The 17,387-nt window shown below is 36.8% G+C and carries 11 protein-coding genes and 1 pseudogene; 7 read left to right on the top strand and 5 right to left on the bottom strand.

What is annotated here, in order from left to right:
* Positions 1-22 precede the first annotated feature (22 nt).
* Positions 23-727 (top strand): annotated as a pseudogene (locus tag HJG58_RS16985) (IS6-like element IS1006 family transposase).
* 654 nt (positions 728-1,381) lie between these two features.
* Here HJG58_RS16985 and HJG58_RS16990 read toward each other — a convergent pair.
* Positions 1,382-2,656 (bottom strand): LlaJI family restriction endonuclease, encoded by a 1,275-nt coding sequence (locus HJG58_RS16990; protein ID WP_226789439.1) that lies wholly within the window; start codon positions 2,654-2,656, stop codon positions 1,382-1,384.
* Positions 2,653-4,407, bottom strand: coding sequence for an McrB family protein (locus HJG58_RS16995; protein WP_226789438.1), 1,755 nt, complete (start codon positions 4,405-4,407; stop codon positions 2,653-2,655). The genes HJG58_RS16990 and HJG58_RS16995 overlap by 4 nt, the downstream gene beginning before the upstream one ends.
* A 126-nt stretch (positions 4,408-4,533) precedes the next feature.
* Between HJG58_RS16995 and HJG58_RS17000 the strand changes: the two genes are divergently transcribed.
* Together HJG58_RS17000 and HJG58_RS17005 are read left to right on the top strand one after the other, a co-directional pair.
* A complete protein-coding gene (locus tag HJG58_RS17000; RefSeq protein WP_079878060.1) occupies positions 4,534-5,319 on the top strand; it encodes a DNA-methyltransferase in 786 nt (261 codons plus the stop codon).
* Positions 5,319-6,377 (top strand): DNA cytosine methyltransferase, encoded by a 1,059-nt coding sequence (locus tag HJG58_RS17005; RefSeq protein ID WP_086353492.1) that lies wholly within the window; start codon positions 5,319-5,321, stop codon positions 6,375-6,377. The genes HJG58_RS17000 and HJG58_RS17005 overlap by 1 nt, the downstream gene beginning before the upstream one ends.
* Positions 6,378-6,676: 299 nt before the next feature.
* Here the strand turns inward: HJG58_RS17005 and HJG58_RS17010 are convergent, their stop codons facing one another.
* Positions 6,677-6,901, bottom strand: coding sequence for a hypothetical protein (locus HJG58_RS17010; protein ID WP_005264124.1), 225 nt, complete (start codon positions 6,899-6,901; stop codon positions 6,677-6,679).
* Between the two features lie 152 nt (positions 6,902-7,053).
* Here HJG58_RS17010 and HJG58_RS17015 point away from each other — a divergent pair, with 152 nt between their 5' ends.
* The 4 genes from HJG58_RS17015 to HJG58_RS17030 all read left to right on the top strand — a co-directional run bounded on the left by HJG58_RS17015 (position 7,054) and on the right by HJG58_RS17030 (position 11,666).
* On the top strand, positions 7,054-7,299 hold the full coding sequence (locus HJG58_RS17015) for a hypothetical protein (protein ID WP_005130387.1): 246 nt from the start codon (positions 7,054-7,056) through the stop codon (positions 7,297-7,299).
* A gap of 380 nt (positions 7,300-7,679) precedes the next feature.
* The gene (mobC, locus tag HJG58_RS17020) at positions 7,680-8,168 is read left to right on the top strand and encodes a plasmid mobilization relaxosome protein MobC (RefSeq protein WP_065996242.1); all 489 of its coding nucleotides are present in this window, start codon (positions 7,680-7,682) and stop codon (positions 8,166-8,168) included.
* Positions 8,152-10,632 (top strand): relaxase/mobilization nuclease domain-containing protein, encoded by a 2,481-nt coding sequence (locus HJG58_RS17025; RefSeq protein WP_068520166.1) that lies wholly within the window; start codon positions 8,152-8,154, stop codon positions 10,630-10,632. The genes mobC and HJG58_RS17025 overlap by 17 nt, the downstream gene beginning before the upstream one ends.
* Before the next feature lie 209 nt (positions 10,633-10,841).
* Positions 10,842-11,666: an Abi family protein gene (locus HJG58_RS17030; RefSeq protein ID WP_065996236.1), complete on the top strand. Its 825-nt coding sequence runs from the start codon at positions 10,842-10,844 to the stop codon at positions 11,664-11,666.
* Positions 11,667-12,157: 491 nt separating this feature from the next.
* Here the strand turns inward: HJG58_RS17030 and HJG58_RS17035 are convergent, their stop codons facing one another.
* Together HJG58_RS17035 and repM are read right to left on the bottom strand one after the other, a co-directional pair.
* Positions 12,158-15,703, bottom strand: a complete 3,546-nt coding sequence (locus HJG58_RS17035) for a plasmid replication protein, CyRepA1 family (RefSeq protein WP_065996235.1) — start codon at positions 15,701-15,703, stop codon at positions 12,158-12,160.
* 559 nt (positions 15,704-16,262) lie between these two features.
* Complete coding sequence (repM, locus tag HJG58_RS17040) at positions 16,263-17,177, bottom strand: replication initiation protein RepM (RefSeq protein WP_004843977.1); 915 nt, start codon at positions 17,175-17,177, stop codon at positions 16,263-16,265.
* Positions 17,178-17,387 lie beyond the last annotated feature (210 nt).

Genomic DNA, 17,387 nt, shown 5'->3' on the forward strand with positions numbered 1-17,387 from the left:
GTTTTAGCTAAATGTGCAGCATATGAATCCTTTCCATGGTCGGCATTTTCAGGGCGAAATCATTCTTTGGGCTGTGCGCTGGTATTGTAAATATGGCATTAGCTATCGTGAACTGCAGGAAATGCTGGCCGAACGGGGTGTGAATGTTGATCACACGACTATTTACCGTTGGGTTCAACGTTATGCTCCTGAAATAGAAAAACGTTTACGCTGGTATTGGCGTAATCCTACAGATCTGAGCTCGTGGCATATTGATGAAACCTATGTAAAAGTGAATGGACGATGATCTTATCTGTATCGTGCAGTCGATCAACGTGGCGATACCATTGATTTTTATCTTTCTTCTAGACGTAATACCAAATCAACATATTGTTTTCTTGGAAAAATTTTAAATAATGTGAAGAAGTGGCAAATTCCACAAGTGATCAACACGGATAAAGCACCCACATATGGACGTGCTTTATCACGGTTAAAACGGGAATGTAAATGTCCACCAGACCTTGAGCACAGGCAGATTAAGTATAAAAATAACGTGATTGAATGTGATCATGGCAAGCTAAAGCGGATCATCAGGGCCACATTAGGATTCAAATCTATGAAGACGGCTTATGCCACAATTAAAGGTATTGAAGTCATGCGTGCACTGCGTAAAGGACAAGCATCGTCATTTTATTATGGTCAGCCTCAGGGTGAAGTGTGTCTAATCAACAGGGTTTTCGGTCTCTAAGTACTTTTTAAAGGGAACATCATCGACTCAAATCTCTATTTGCAACAGTGCCCTTACAAAATGGTGTCTTTTTTTAATATCCACTGCATAACCTTAAAATAAAAATTAAATTAATAAGATAGTTATTTTAATAAGTTTTTTTCTAAATTTGATAAAAATTTAACTAAGTTAGGTTCCATTTAATATAATGGGTATTATTCGAAATTAAAATAAAATTATTTTATTTTTCAGCAGTTTATGTAAAAATGAAGTGGAACTCAAACCCGGAAAAGCCAATTTGGAAACAAGTCTGCTTTTTCTTGAACAAAACTGTCACCTTTCACTAATTAAATTGGTTAAAAAGAGATCGATTTTGCAGTTTTTCCAGCTTTAACAGGACATACAGACCGGAAAGTATCCCCAATTTCTGCGGATAAACCTGAGACAATTTTTGGTTAGATTTGTACGCCCTAGCTCACAGCAATTTAGGGATTTTACGGCTATGGCATCTGTGGTTTTTTACTTATGATGAAGTCATACAGGAACAGGAAGTTCCAGAACAGAAAACAATAATGATAAGTTCCAGCACCAGGACGTGGGGTAGTACAGCAGCCCTACCTAGCAGCCAAATACGAAAAAGCCCAACAGGAGTCGGGCTTTTTTATTAACTAAATATTAGATGTAATCCGTGATGTAAACCTTTTCAGATTTTAAATATTTTTCTATTACATCATTGGGATCTAAATATAAGCATTCAATAGGAACAAAGTCTTCCGTTAATTTCACTAGCTTTTCTACTTCTTTAGATTCATCTCGATAAGTCATTTGAATTTTAGATATCAAGTTAGTGACACCAGGAAATATAAAAATATTTTTGATTTCTTTAAGCTCAGGATAAATGAGTTTAATCGCTTTAATATAGAAAAATTGCTTAACTAAATCTGACCATCCTGGAGCATCAGTTGCTCCTGTGGCCGTATAGTATTTACTATCTATGACCCAGCAACGATTCTCATCTTTAATAAATATATCTAAACGCATGCCCTTTTGAGCTGAGATTTCAGTTAACTCTATAGGACCTGAAAATTGATATTGAGGTATAGGTAATAAAGAATTAATTTTTAAATCAACATCGTGAAAAATATTTTTAAGCAAGAACTCCCAAACATAATGAAATTTTCGAATTCCGATCACAACATTATTTGAACCAAGTTCGTGAATCCGTTCTAAATATCTAATAAGTAATTGTAAAGTTCTAATTTCAAGTGATACAAAAGTCGAATGTAATCTTTGCTTCAGTAAAGAAATTTTCTGATTTATATCCAACTCATTGAATAAGATTTTCTCAGCTAATTGATCCTCGGATACAAAATTAAATCTGTCATCTAGCCAATGGAATTTTTTAAAAATATCTAAAATAATTTCACAGTGAATACTTGAGATTAAATCATCCTGATAGACAGAAATCGGATATTTTTGAAGATCCAAATATACTGGAACATCATCACTAGTAAAAACAGGAAATTCTCTATTAACAGTTTTAGACCAATTCGTTCGACCTTTTTCACTATAACTATGCGTTTTAGATCTTAGTATCCCTACATTAAAATACAGGTCAACGATTTCAAAAATGTCTGTTAAAGAAATCTCTTCGATAACACTACCTTGTTCATCTTCATCATATGCTAATAGACTGGAATCAACTGAATTTTTATAAAAATGAATGGCTTTTATTAGGTTGCCTATTGATTTAACGTGATTACCAAATGATTTTGCAGGAGTAAAACAGTATGTGCAGCCATCAAAAATAATGACTCCACAAAATGTAATTTTCATTCCCTGATTAACAACATCAATACCATCAAGTACCTTTAATTTATCAATTACAAAATCAGGAATTTCCTTTAGAGTGACAATTTTTTTGTCTTCAAAATATCGATATTCCATCATTCTGTTTCAGTCTTATCTGTTTTATCTTCATCTTTTTTACTTATAAGAGTTTCTATAAATTTTTCAGAAAAGATACACTTTCCATTTGAATACATTTGATGTAGTTGACCATAGCTATGAATATCACGCTTAAATATTTCATCATTATGGTTTTTATATTTGAGAGCATCATCCCATAAGTATGAACAAATTTTACCAATAAAAGTATCTTTGGCAGTCTCTTCTGTAAGATCACTATCATTAACAAACCATGGCCCAATAAGCTTATCTTCTACAACTTTTAGTTGAACTAAAACCGTATTTATCGCCTGTGCTAAAGTTTTCCATTCTATGTTCGAAAGGTCGGCATGATAGATAGGGATTAATCCTGTTGCACATTCGGTAAAATTTATCGGTAAGTATTCAAAGATCCAACGACGTTTGAAGGCTGTATCCAATGGGAAAACAGCCTGATCACTACTATTCATCGTTGCAATGATTGATAGGTTGTTAGGTATGATCAGTTGGCGATTTAAAATAAACTCATTGGTTTTTAGACCAGGTACATTATTTAATTCATCAAATAAATCTTCATCCTGTATCAGAATTGGATATTCACTTTTCCCTTCTTTATCCCTGTCTAATAATTGAAAAATCTCTCCGAACACAGCTGCAGTATTTGCTCTATTAAGCTCTTCAATGACTAAAAAGTAATGAGTGTGTGGATTCAAAAGTGCTTTTTCAAGAATCTGAATAAAGGGACCTTTTCGGAAACTATAAGTAATGTTTCCACTAGAGTCTTTATGTGGTTTTAAACAGCCAATAAAGTCTGAATATTGAGTTTCTGGATGAAAAACTGTACGAATATAGTTTTTACCCACTACTTTACTAACTGTGGCACTTTTTCCAGCACCTGGGGCACCATAAATGATTTTGTTATAGCCTTTAATTTCACTTGAGGTTGGGCTAGATCCAGTATCCGTTTCTTCATCTTCAATAAGACTTTCATCATCATAATTGACACTAAAAATATTAAATAAATTATCAATACGGCTTTTTTTGTTCTGTAATTCTATAGGCGTTAGAGACGTTGAATTAGGATATAAATCATATAAACCTTGCTTAGTAAAAGATTTTAAAATTCTAGAAGGACCATTTTTGAAAAAGTCTATTTGTCCATCAAATTTTTTATATAGCCGATCTTGTTCTGTGTCATCTGCTAATTTATATTTCGTTTGTTCGACAAGAAAACTAATAAACCCTGAAAATTGTTTAAAGAATTTATGAGAAACAAAGTTATCTTTATTTAAAATTAAAATAAATAGATCTAAATATTCATCTAAGGAGTGTTCGACAAAGCAATCAAATAAATCTATGAAAGAGGTATATTCTAATTTCTTGTCATACCTATTACCACCAGATCTTTCACATGAATTCGAGAGGCTGATATCTAAATGAGTTGTATATGCTACTTTATAGCAGTTAAGTAAGCCTACCTGTAAGTGTTCAATTTGTGCCGCTAATAGAGGGCTATTATCAAACACTTTGGAATCATACTTGGCATATGTATTCAAAAAACTGTCTAATGCTGTCAGAATAGTATCTTTAAATTTTATTTTTTTCAGGCCATCTAAATCTGTAAACTCTTCAGAGTATTCAATAACTGTATGTTTATTATTAGTTTTCCATATTAGATATACTGTAACAAATGCTTCTAAATGCTCAGGAAGAGAAGATTTTATTCCTAATCTTGGGGATACACTTTCAATCACAACTCATTCCTTAAAATTTTATTTCACAACTTAGCTTTACAAAGCGTCAATTGAGGACGCAGAGAAAGTACAAGACTCTATAATATTGGTATCATACAACAATTAAGTTAAATATTTTGCTGTCAAATGAATTCTCAATTAAATGAACACTATCTAAATCATCATGTTAGCTTAGATAAACAGCAATATAGAGACTCCTCTTCTGTACTCCTTAATCTAGACTGCTTAGCAGGACTAGAGTTACTTAAGGATGAATCAGTTCATTTATGCCTAACAGATCCACCATATAACTTGGGAAATTTCATGAAAGGTCGAAATACTGGAGTATTTCGATTAAGAGAAAATCATTTTGTAGCTAGTGGTTGGGATGATTTAGCATATGAAGATTGGTATGTTCAAATGCTAGATTTTCTTCAATTAACATATGCAAAACTAGCTCCAAATGGGGCTGTTATTATCTTTATGTCTATCATGAAAGTTGAGAGCATTATAGAAATTGCGCAAAAAGCTGGTTTCTATTACAAAACTACTGGGATATGGCATAAAACGAATCCAATGCCTAGAAATATGAACTTAACCTTCGTTAACTCAACAGAAGCTTGGATTTACTTCGTTAAGAAAGGTCCTTCGGGGACTTTTAACAATAATGGCAAATTATTGCACGATTTTATTGAAACTGGTCTTACACCAAAATCTGAAAAGAAATTTGGAAAGCATCCAACTCAGAAGCCTGAGAAACTTATCCAACACTTTGTAGAAATTCTATCACACCCAAATGATTTGATCATTGATCCATTCATGGGAAGTGGAACAACAGCTGTTGTATCTAAAAAATGTGGACGACGTTTCTTTGGTACAGAATTAAATTCTGAATATTTTGACTCAGCTTGTAATCGAGTTAAGGATGTATGATGTTAAAAACTATTGATCTATTTTCTGGTGTTGGTGGTATGTCATACGGCTTTGAAATGGCAGGATTTCAAAGTCTTTTAGCTGTAGAAAAAGAGCCAAATATCGCAAAAACCTACCAACTTAACTTCCCATATTCAAAAGTAATAAATGAAGATGTCACTAATTTAAAAATTAGCGAAGTCTTTGCGAATATGGTTGGAAAAATCGATGTGGTGTTTGGTGGACCACCATGCCAAGGCTTTTCTCAAAAAGGTAAACGCCTAAGCCTTGATGATGAAAGGAATTATCTTTTTAAATATTTTTTAAATGTTGTTGAATATGTTCATCCCAAAGCTTTTGTGATTGAAAATGTACCTAATCTTCTTACAACTAGTGATAGCTACTTTTTCAATTTGATTAAAGAAGATTGTGAAAAAATGGGATATACCATTAATGCACAAATTTTAGATGCATCTGATTTTGGTGTGCCTCAACAAAGAAAGAGAGCTTTTATTGTTGGTATTAAAAATAATAAATGTTTCGATTTCTCTGAATTAAATCGAAAAGCGCCTCCAAAATTACATGAGATTTTTTCTGATTTACCTAAGCTTGTAGCAGGAGAAGGTGAAGAGTTTTACGAATATACGTCTCAAATTAAGACTGAATATCAGTCATATTTGAGAGAACATTCATTAAATATTCGAAATCATCAAGCAACGAATCACTCTCCATTAGTCCTTGAACGTCTTAAAATGATTCCTCATGAAGGTGGTGGTAAAGAAAGTTTGCCTCAAGAACACCTTACTAAATCAATTTACAGTGGTACATGGACACGTTTAAGAAGTGATGGGATAGCAAGGACTATTACAACTCGATTTGATACTCCATCATCAGGTCAGTTTACCCTTCCTCAACAAGATCGATGCTTAACAGTTCGAGAGGCTGCTAGAATCCAATCATTCCCTGATCATTTTATATTTTCTGGTCCAAAGTCTAATCAAATGCTTCAAGTAGGGAATGCTGTTCCTCCTTTACTTGCATATGCTATAGCGCATAAATTAAAAGACTATATTGCATAGAAGGAAAAAGAATAGGGAAATAGATTTCGCTATTTAACATAAAAACTCTTATGCACAGTTGGGTTGTAAGCCCCAAATAGAAATGTCCGATTTGGATGAGTGATGTCAAACAGAAGCCATCAAACCAGATGTTATTCCAAACGGTGCTCAGCCGATATAAATACACTGGTTCTCAAAACCCGAAACTTTATTGAAAAGTTCTATCGAGGTTTATAAGTACCCGAAACGAAAAAATGCCTGAACTTCAGGCATTTTCTACATCATCACTAACAGCTTAAAACAATCAACAAACGAGAGTCTTAGTCTTTTGAATATGACTTAATTTTTTCGAAAATAGGATAGAAATCCAATCCCTCATCTTTCATCGTAGAAATCAACGCAACAATTACAGCGATATGTGTAGGCACGACACCTTGTTTACTGTAATTCGTAATCGAATTAGGTTTCATGTCCAATAATTCAGCAAATTCTTTAATTGAAAGCCCTGCTTTACCGATAAGACGTTGAAATTCAGTATATGGCATTTGATTAAATTTATAGAAATGGTGTCTTGAGATTATAGCATAGGGTTACATTTACATAAAAACACACAAAAATATGTGTTAAACACACATTTTTGTGTGTTATAAATAGCTTATCAACTAATCTATTTACCATCTCTATAGGAGAAAACATTATGTATTCATACCCTAATGCAAATACTGAAAAGAAAATTGCACTTATGATCATCAATGACTTTTTCATCCAAAAAGCACATGAACTTTGGATTTTTTTACAACTCGATCAGTGCTTTAACGATTATGAAGCAACACTAATTTGGACTCGACGGTATTTAGAGGAACATCCAGAAGGTGAATACAGCGATATTCAAAAAGCATTTCTGTCTTGTTTTCCAGAAAATTTCTTTAATTTTGACTATTAATTTATGACTACCCTTTCCTCTTTTGTAGCATTTGAAATCAAAGTAACCGCTACAAAAGAGGAAAAATTCAAACCATAAAAAACAGAAAAATGAAAGTCTTAGATTCACTTTATAAAAAATTATTTATTGAGACAAACACACATAAAACATAAACCATTTTCATGAACTAAAAAAAATTTCGACCATCTTCCGATTTACTATTGAAGGTATAAAGGGGATCGGAATGCAAAAAGCAAGCCTACCTGTATATACAAATTCTTCGAATTTTATATACAGGGCTTGTTAGGAGGGAGCCCCTCCTAAGACCACCCTTAGCCCATCACAGATGGGCAGCTCAACTTCGTTGAGCTAAAAGCAAAAGCCTTTCATAGGGGAATGGGATGCGAACAAAAAATAAGATTTTCAGATTAACCGAACTGCAATTAGAGCAGTTGGAAGCCTATCTAAAAAAAGAAAGCATGACCTTTACGGACTTTATTCATTCACTCATTCAGCAGGAGATAATGAAAGATGTGATCACGGTTAAACGACTACACGACCAAGAAGAACCACCAAGAATCAAAACAAAAACGGTTTTACAGGTTATCAATCGGTATCAGCATAGCGACCCACTACTTCTGCTTGAGCTTTCCAAAATTGGTAACAACTTGAATCAAATGGCCAGGGCATTGAACATCATTAAAAATGCCGACACCCAAGAGCAACGCAAGTTGAATATTTTTGGTTGCTTCCAAGTTTTAAAAGCCATGCAGACAGAACTAGAAAATCTGTCCCCCACTTTACCTAATCTCAACCGACAGCCACCTGAACGCATTGAAAAAAAACTGGACTCACTTCAGTCAATGGAGATCGATGAAAGTGCATATTAAGTTTTTAGAGCACGGTAAGGGATCGGCTGCACACGCTTCAGCTTATCTACTGGATGACTTGGATCACAAAGGACATGTACGAGCAGGAATCGAAGTTTTACGAGGCGATGCGACCACATTCAACGCCATTTGCAATGCCACCCCCCACTTGTGGAAGTACACATCGGGCGTGATTGCATGGTCACCTGATGATGCCCCGACTCAAGAGCAAATCCACGAAGTATTAACAGAGTTTGAGAAACATTCGTTTGCAGGGTTAGATCCATCACAGTACCACCTGTTTGCTGTACTGCACACTGACGATAATGGCTCAAAGCATATCCACGTTTTGATTCCACGTATCGACCTGGCAAGTGGGAAAGCAATGAACATTGCACCACCTGGTCATCAAGACCACTTCGACCCACTGCGAGATTACTTCAACACCAAGTATGAATGGTCACGCCCAGATGACATACGGTGGGTCAGGGAAGTACAAGAACCCAACTGGGTTGCCAAAATCAATAAGAGTGCAGAAAAAATCATTCCAAAACAAAATCTTGAAACCATGAAAAGAAAGCAGTTTGTTAGATATGTGGATGCTCACATCCGTGAAATGATGAAACTTGGAGAGATTGTAAATCAGGCTGACATCGTTGCGGAAATTCAATGTTTTAAAGGAGTGAAGTCAGTAAAGGCAGGGAAAGCATTTGTATCAGTCACACTAGACAACGAAAAAGAAACCACACACCGACTTAGAGGAGACCTTTATTGTGAAAACTTCGAACTTGGAGCTTATGCAGAGCGTCTTAGACAGGCAGCAACAGGCCACCGACCTGATAGCGAGCTTGCAGAAGCTATCGGAGAAGCTGAGGAGCTTCTTGAGCTTAGTAGAGCAAAGCGAGCTGCCTATCATGCAAAGCACCACCCTTCTAAACAAGGTAGAAACCAAGACCACAGCTATAGAGTCGACTCTAAGCTCGATTTTGACCGAAATCGGGAACTTGAATCCCCAAGACCTGAAAGAAGAAAAAGCGAGCTTTCTAGCGCAATTAGACGCGACTCAAAAGATAATCTCGAATACAGATTTGTCGAAAATCCAAGAAGTTTCAGTTTCAGTCCAATCGTTGCAGACCGAAATCGACAAGGCAATAAACAGCATTTCGATAGATCAGAAGCAAGTCCAAGCCCTAGTCCAAGCCCAAGTAAAACAAGCGATAGAGAACCAAGCGGAGTTCACACAGACCGCAATCCAGTCTCTATTGCAGTCGCAAGCAGCCAAGCACACGACATGGGGAGTTACAGTGTTTGGAGTGCTGATGCTTTTAATGAGCTTATATACAACCTATCTGTCCAGTACGAACTTAAAAACAATCAGCGCCCAAAAAGAAATGATCCAACAAAACTCGCAGTCAATACAAAGCCAAATCAATTACCTGAACACTTTACGGAGATAAACAATGAAGACAGAAATAGATCAGTACCTAGCAGAACAAAACTACTTGCTGACGCAACAAACCGAATTATTGCTGGAGCAAGTCAGTTCATTAAAAACCATCTTGGATTCCTACAAGACGCTGGAACAAGACTTGAACAACAAAATCAGCGATTTAGAGAAAGAGAACCAAACAAAAAAGGATTTGATTTCGCAGATGAAATCGGAAATTTCACAGCTAGAACACGGAAATTTTTCAGCAGAATTTCAACAGAAATTAATAACCAATTTCACCTCTCAATATCAAAAGTTATGGATGAAGGTCTCAGAAGGTCAGGACTTAGTGAATATGCTAAAAAATATAGTGCAAACGGAGTTGAAAGACGAAAAGACACAGCTCAAGACCATACTCTTGAAGGTGTCGCAGATGCCTGCACCACAGGATTACAGCAAAGAAATAGAAGCATTGATCTCAACGGTAAGCGGCTTACAGACACAGATAAAGAGTGTCATGAGCTTGGTCGAGATATTGATCGACTAACAGCAGAAATCAGCAAAATACGTCCCAAACCTAAACCTGCCAAGGAATTTAAATACCTACGAGGTGATGCCTACTATCCTGACTATGCGCTTGCACATCAAGAGTTTTCAGCACAGCAAGACTATGCCTATCAGCATGGTAGAAAATTTGATGTTATTCATATAATTAGCAGGAAGTCAAAAAAACTTAACGATTACATGAATCGGGCAAGAAATATGCTGAACCAAAGTGACTATGAGCTAATAGAAAAAATCATAAAAAATGACGAAAGGATGCTCAAAAATTTGAAATGTGATGTTGTTTTAGAGCCACAAAATTCACGTTTTAAGGACGAAATATCCGCATACAAGGCCTGTTTAGACAACTTTGAAAGTATGAAATCAACCCTTGAGGCGGTCAAATCTCCAAAACCTAACAACATCACGTCTCAACCGAGCGATAGCGAGCTTAGAGTAGATCAAAGCCTAGACCCTGAGCTGGCCAATACTTTTAACTTTGAAAGTCCTTAAAGAAATCAGCCAACGGGATTTTTTAATGCTTCCCTAACAACATCGGAAATGGTGTCAAAAGTAATTTCTCTCTTTCGAGCATTATCAGAATAGAGTAACTAAAGATTATATAAGTAATCTTTAGCTTAATTTGTCCTGATTTATTTGATGTACACTAAGATTAGTGAATTGATTTATAATAAAAAAATTCGATCAATACAATTTATAAAATGCCAAAATCCTACATTATTCAATCAATAAGTAGCCATAGATTATCTTCATACAGGAGGATATTTAAATGCGGCACAGATGATGACTGCCTTCACTACTACCACTGGAATCAAGCTTTATCATCAGAGCTGTATATTCTGCTTAGTACGATTGAAGTGTGCCTAAGAAATAGGATACACGTAGCATTAAGCGAAGAAGTATCAGCAAAGTTCCCGAAAAAAGTTGAAAGCAACTTCAGATGGTATGAATATTTTAGCTTTGTGGATGTTGACCCTAATGGTGATCCTAAACAGGATAGAAAAGGTAGACCAATCTATACCGAAACAGGAAAAGCATTTAGAAAGATCACCCATAAAGGAGAAACAGACCTAAAGTTGCTGCCACAAATCATCGTGTCAAAACTCGAATTTGGAAAATGGACCTATGTATTATCAGCAAAGAAATACAATAATGGCGATTTGATAGATTGGCATAAGCTATTCCCTATCATCTTCCAAAACTTTACCAACATGGTGCCAGACAAGCATCACCAGATGATCATTGATCGTATTAAAACGGTCAAAGACTGGAGAAACCGATTGGCACATTTAGAACCAGTATGGAAATTCAGTGACGTGAAGGAAAAGGGTACCGGTAAAATTTTAATATATGAACCAACTAATCAAGTAGAAGTAATCAAGCGTTTGAATAATGAGATCCGCTATGCGTTACAGCTGCTTTCGTGGTTATGTGCTGTTACCTTAGAGCATTACAAAGCGACAAAGTCATACCAAAGGTTATTACACCTGGCATCAAATGATGGGATTAGGGAATTTTCGTGCTGACGTGAAAAAGGCCGGTCATTACTGATCGGCCTTTTTCGTATCTCTGCCTACAGATACCAGTCAATAACACTCCTTGGGTTAAAGACCTTATGAACCAAATCATCAGTTCTGTAAGACTACATGGTAATCATACCAATAACGTTGCAAATGTTGCAACATAATAATTATGACGGAAGTCATAAATAAAATTAGAGAACATAAATTGGAAGTTTTAAAAGTGGCATAGTTGCTGAAATATTAACTTTGAATTCATGGTATTAGTTCCCATGTAATTTAATTAAATGCTCTCGTATATACGATGATAGTAGAAAGGTATAATTAAAAATATGAATCTGCTGTTTCTGGTGCGTACTTGCTGTCTACCTGGTCCACTGGACAATCAAGCAGATAGAAATGATTTCGGTAAATAACGAAAGTAACCTGAAGGACATTATACTCGTAATGTCTTTCTGGCCCTGATCACCAAAATAGCCTAAGAATGATTGCTTAGGCTATCCAATCGACGCCCGGCTACTGATCATTGAATTGATTAAATCCAACTCTAATACCTGTTGAGCACTGCCAGCAGAAACGTGCTGTTTCGGTAAATGCTCTGCGTAATCTTTCAAACGGTACAAATCAGCAAGGGTTAAGTCTGACCGCATAAGCTCCTGCATCACATCAATGAATACCGCGTCATTGCATGGCTCAATAGCAAGCTGCTGTTCTGTTGCTGTGGTTACGACTGCAACGGATGCAATATCAATCTGCACCTCATCCAAAGAAACAACATCAGAAACAAAGTCAGGCTTCCCGACTGAAGCGACAACATCAGCAAACTGCTGCATATCTTCAGTCGTGATCTGCTGTTCACTGGCATTGAATAGAGAATCACAAAGCTGCTGCATCACGCTGAATTTTTCCGCATCAATCTTATAAGCAAAATCATCCGTTATCTGTGCAGATGGCTCTATTCTTATATATAGATTATGGGGCATCTGCACACTTATTTTTCTTTTCTCATGTGGCTTAAATGGATTTCTGCAACGTCTGTAACTGATGCCGATATGCTTCAGAATCTCGTTTAAATCCCTGGATGAATATTCGGACGCTTTCCATGACGGCACACCGAAACGAGTTGGGATTGCACCAATGGCAGCAAGCAGCAATCTGTATTTTGTGATCTGCTGAATAAGTGCTTTGGCACCTGTTTCTGTGAATACTGCATTCGGCTGCATGTTCACACCATCGAAGGCCAGTCTGTAAACTTTCCCCATAGCTTCGCGGTATCGTCTAACTGCTAAGTCTTTGGCCTTATCTTGGCTTGTCTTAAAACGGCCCATAAAGGCGTTAAAACGTATCAATTGACCTAAATCAATATCAAAGTGCTGATCATTCAACTCTGCATCATGCTGAAGTCCTAACTTCATTCGCATTTCATGAGCTTGTAGGGCGTATGCTTCAGGATCAGACAGGAAGTCTTTGCGCTGAAGTCTTTGCGCTGTATCTGCATCAATCTTGTAAGCGTTTTTAATCCGTTCTTGATGATCCGCCTTGATCTTGGCCTTGGTGTACTTGAATATCTCTGCATGACCTGAAGTATCAAACTGCTGCACACGTTTAACAGCGAACTTTTTGCTTTCCAGAATCCAAATCAGATTATTGGCGAAATTGGAACGGCGCGTTTCACGTACCTTTTCAAGTTCTGTTTTAAATAATGAGAACTCTGTGATTTTAGCTTTTGATCCTTCTAATGCACTGGCCTGTTGCTTTCCTTGTAATGCGTCTAAAACATCCATCACATAGCGTCTGCTCTGATCCGCGTATATGTGGAACTCTTTGCACTGGCGAACCCGTCCAAGCATCTGATAAGCATCAGTAGGCTGAACACTTGAACCCGTAAAGAATCCAGCAACAAAATCAAAATGATCATGCTCAATTGATACGCCTGAAGCGATTGCACTTGTAGAAATGACAACTTGATAATTCAAAGATTCAGCTTCGGGATTCTTCAGAAATTCGGCTGTTTCTTTTTTTACGTTTTCGTTCCCGACAATTGCAATGTTTTTAACGTCCAAATCATTGAGAATGGCTTGCAGCGTTTGAACGTGGCTCTTTGAATCGCATGTAATCCATACGTTTTGATTTTCGACCATGACCCGTTGCAGCATGAAGCTCTGCAACTCTGCAAAACTGTTATACAAGTGAGCCGTTTTGTTTTCGTTCTTTGGATCAACCTCAACAATATTCAGCTTTTCACCCACTCGGCATGACTCGATAAAATCCAACGTCTGTTGGTTAATATTGGCATCCGCAACAATGACACACTCAGCATTCTTAATGATGATCTTTAGCAACTGATAAACGTGTTCAATGTCGGTTCTTTTGAATAGTTTGTCACTGTTGAAAGTTTCGATCACTTGGCTGATCTCATCAATGAACACATGCTTGCAGTTCTTAATAAATGGCTTGAATAGCTCATTCGCCAGACTTGGCAGACAGACAGACAGTGATTCAATCGAGTGACTTAAAGCAGCATCCAGACCGATTTTACGCGCTTCTGCTATGCCTTTTTTCTCATCGTCATAATGGGCTGTATTCAAACGTGAAGCCATTTCACGGATCAAACTACGCAAATGTGCAATTGTTAAGAATGAATAACCGCTTGAGTCGCACCAATTGCGGAAAGGTCGTCCGACTTTTTGCGTTTTTCCCGATCCTGTTGGCGCTTTGATTAGGTACGCACCGCGATAATTCGGCTTAAACTGATCCAATGAATCTAATTTAATTACATTATGATTTTTATAATCTTGAATCGTGACCGCCGTTAGACCTTGTGTCTTGATGAACTCAATTCTTTTGTGAACATATAGAACAATATTATCCAAAGTGACAGGATGAACACGGCCCACGCAAAACGGCTCTATTTCGTTTCTAAGCTCGATTAGGCTTTTTCTATATGGAACATGCACCGAGTTCTTAATCATGTACTGATAAGCCAAAATGGCGCATTGATGAGCATCTTTTTCATCTGTCAGCGCACTAAGCAATAATTTTGCATCAATACCGCAATGCTGATCTTTTAACTGTGACCAAACGTCAAAAATTGGCAGCTCTGAAGTGGCTTTATCATTAAGCAGTGCATTGATCTGATCATGCGACAAGCTACCTGCATCAGAACCAAGTACAGATGCTAGATAAAACTTTGCACCAAGTTCGGTTGCAACTTTATGACCTTTCCCGTGAGCAGTGATCTGCTTCAGTGAATAGAGAACCTTTCTGGATTCATCATCATTGAGCTTTGCTTTGTTGTCGTTGTCGGAAAGAATAGCGTCCTGTTGCTTTCCTAAGACTGGATAGACCTCTTTGATCTTGTCAGCAGTGATACATGCAATGACGCGCCGTCCGTTGGCGTGATGCACATTGCAAGCATCCTTGTAACCTTCAACAAAAATTGTCGGCTCTGTACCTTCAATCACAAAGTAATAATTTTTACTTTGAGCGCCTGATAATGGCCGTTTTTCCCCATCTGGCGTGATGAATTGCAGATTCACGATTTCATGCGTATGAACATCAAACAATGGAATAATTAACGGATCAGTGAACGTCTGACCGCCTGAAGTTCTAACCACTGGCATTGTTCGCGCATTAATTGGCTTAATGCCTGCAACGGCCATGTATGGATGATCTGCACAATGTTGGGCCTGATCCCAAATTGTTTTGGCTTCATTGGCTTTTGTTTTGAATTGAATGATTTTGGCTAGAACTTCAGCTTTGCGCTGCTGCTCAATTTCAAAACGGCGCTTTTCAATCTGGGCTGCATCACGCTCGGCTTTGATCTGTGACCATTCAGGATTGAATGAATGGCTTTCACCAGTAGCATGATCGTAAATTAAATACGTGCCATTGGATTTCAAAACAACGTCAGTGGATCGGTTTTTTTGACTTTTTCCGATGCTTGGGATGCGATAATGCTTTTCTGGTACAAATTGAAACGGTAATTTCTTAGTTTCGTAACCTAGATTCAATAAAAAGTCGTGTATATTATTTTTGAACACGTTACAATGTTCCTGTATTTCAGACCTCGATAGCTAGTTCCGCCACAAGATTTAGCTATTGGGGTTTTTTATTTATGAGACTTTAACTTCTGAAGCAATATTTTTGAATACAGTCAGGTCTATAGCTCACTCACTATTCATTAAGTAATCAGCTATATGTCCTCGACGTGTACTCAGTAACGGACATTAACAAATAAAAAAAAAATGATTCTCCAAAAGTTGGGATTTTTAAAAAAAAGTTTGATCACTGACTTAAAAATACGTCAGTGATTTTTTAAATCAGTAAAAATTGATATACCAACCTGAATCCACTTCTTGCTGCTTTGGCATGGATTAATTTTAGAATTATTTCAATGTCAGGTTTTGCCATTTAAATCAAGGACATGACTTTCGAAAGCTTAGGTTTTCGCTTTGCTCAATCCGAGAGGAAGTAGGGATTTAGCTTTGTTACATAAATAGTTTGAAATATGATTTTATAAAGCTTAACTTAAATTAGAACTAAAACAAAACCAAAGTAAAACCAAATTAGTTTCACTTAACAACTAATTTTATTTCACCATTAAACTTCTAATCCCAACTCTTTTAGAACACCAGAATACTTTCTAACATTTTGAACATCCTCTAATTCAATTAGAAGCCTTTTTTCTAGATCAGCATAGCTTTCCCCTACTGCAGCTTTTTGGCTTGCAAATGGGTCATGGTGAGCTAGCTTGTTGGCAAAAAATTGAATCTGCTTATCCGTTAGCTTCTTGGCTTTGGTGTGAGTGACTTCCTTAGGTTGCTGCTTTGTTGTGAACGTAAATGAGAAGCCACTAATCACACGTCCATTTTTATGTTGCTCATAAGAAGCAATGATATCTGTTAATTCATTAATTTGGTTTAATGCTGTATCGAGTACCCTGGCTTTGAAGTTCGCCATTTTGACATAGTCACTCTCTGCTAATCCAAGCTTAAAGCGAAAGTCATCTAACGCAAACATAGGTGTCTTACCAACACTACGCCATTGAATCAGTAACTCGTAAAGACGAATTGCATATTTGCTTGTAAGAGAGCTAATCTGTTTCAGCTCATAAGCAGTGAAAGACTTCTCTAACTGTGTAATCAAGGGTATGACATCAGGTGCAAAAGTGAGCTCTACAATCCCGGCTGAATCAACATAGGCTATTTTGGAAACCCAACGTGATTTCACTATCTTTTCCTGTTGAGTCCCCTCATGGATACCCTTGTAACTGAATTTGCGCTCAAATAGGTTGCTAGCTGCGTTTTTAAGCCCCTCATAGGCTGCATGTTTATCGACGTTGAACTGCTTCATGTAATGATGAGCATGAACCTCTAGCGTGCTATTAGCATCCACATGCTTACTTAACTCTCTCGCTTGGACAATTGCCAATAAAATCAATCGTTGTTCCGTTGTGTCTAAATTATAGCTAGCATTAATTAACGCATTATCTTTAACTACGAGCTCATTTTTCACTGAGACTTCCCCATGTAATTATCAGATTAGCATACACTAACAAACAGTGTAGGCACAAGGTGGGAAAATGTAGACTTAAAGGTGGGAAAATGTAGACTTAAAGGTGGGAAAATGTAGACTTAAAGGTGGGAAAATGTAGACTAATAAGCTCTCAAACACTTTCTAGATAAGGCTTACAGAGGATTTAAAAATAAAAATATTAAAATTATT

The organism is Acinetobacter geminorum (assembly GCF_013009345.1).
Taxonomy (GTDB): Bacteria; Pseudomonadota; Gammaproteobacteria; order Pseudomonadales; family Moraxellaceae; genus Acinetobacter; species Acinetobacter geminorum.

Excerpts from the sequence above, each read along its gene's own strand:
- HJG58_RS17025 (WP_068520166.1), top strand. The coding sequence starts at position 8,152 with ATGAAAGTGCATATTAAGTTTTTAGAGCACGGTAAGGGATCGGCTGCA.
- mobC (WP_065996242.1), top strand. The coding sequence starts at position 7,680 with ATGCGAACAAAAAATAAGATTTTCAGATTAACCGAACTGCAATTAGAG.
- HJG58_RS16990 (WP_226789439.1), bottom strand. The coding sequence starts at position 2,656 with ATGATGGAATATCGATATTTTGAAGACAAAAAAATTGTCACTCTAAAG.
- HJG58_RS17000 (WP_079878060.1), top strand. The coding sequence starts at position 4,534 with ATGAATTCTCAATTAAATGAACACTATCTAAATCATCATGTTAGCTTA.
- HJG58_RS17010 (WP_005264124.1), bottom strand. The coding sequence starts at position 6,901 with ATGCCATATACTGAATTTCAACGTCTTATCGGTAAAGCAGGGCTTTCA.
- HJG58_RS17015 (WP_005130387.1), top strand. The coding sequence starts at position 7,054 with ATGTATTCATACCCTAATGCAAATACTGAAAAGAAAATTGCACTTATG.
- HJG58_RS17030 (WP_065996236.1), top strand. The coding sequence starts at position 10,842 with ATGCCAAAATCCTACATTATTCAATCAATAAGTAGCCATAGATTATCT.
- HJG58_RS17005 (WP_086353492.1), top strand. The coding sequence starts at position 5,319 with ATGTTAAAAACTATTGATCTATTTTCTGGTGTTGGTGGTATGTCATAC.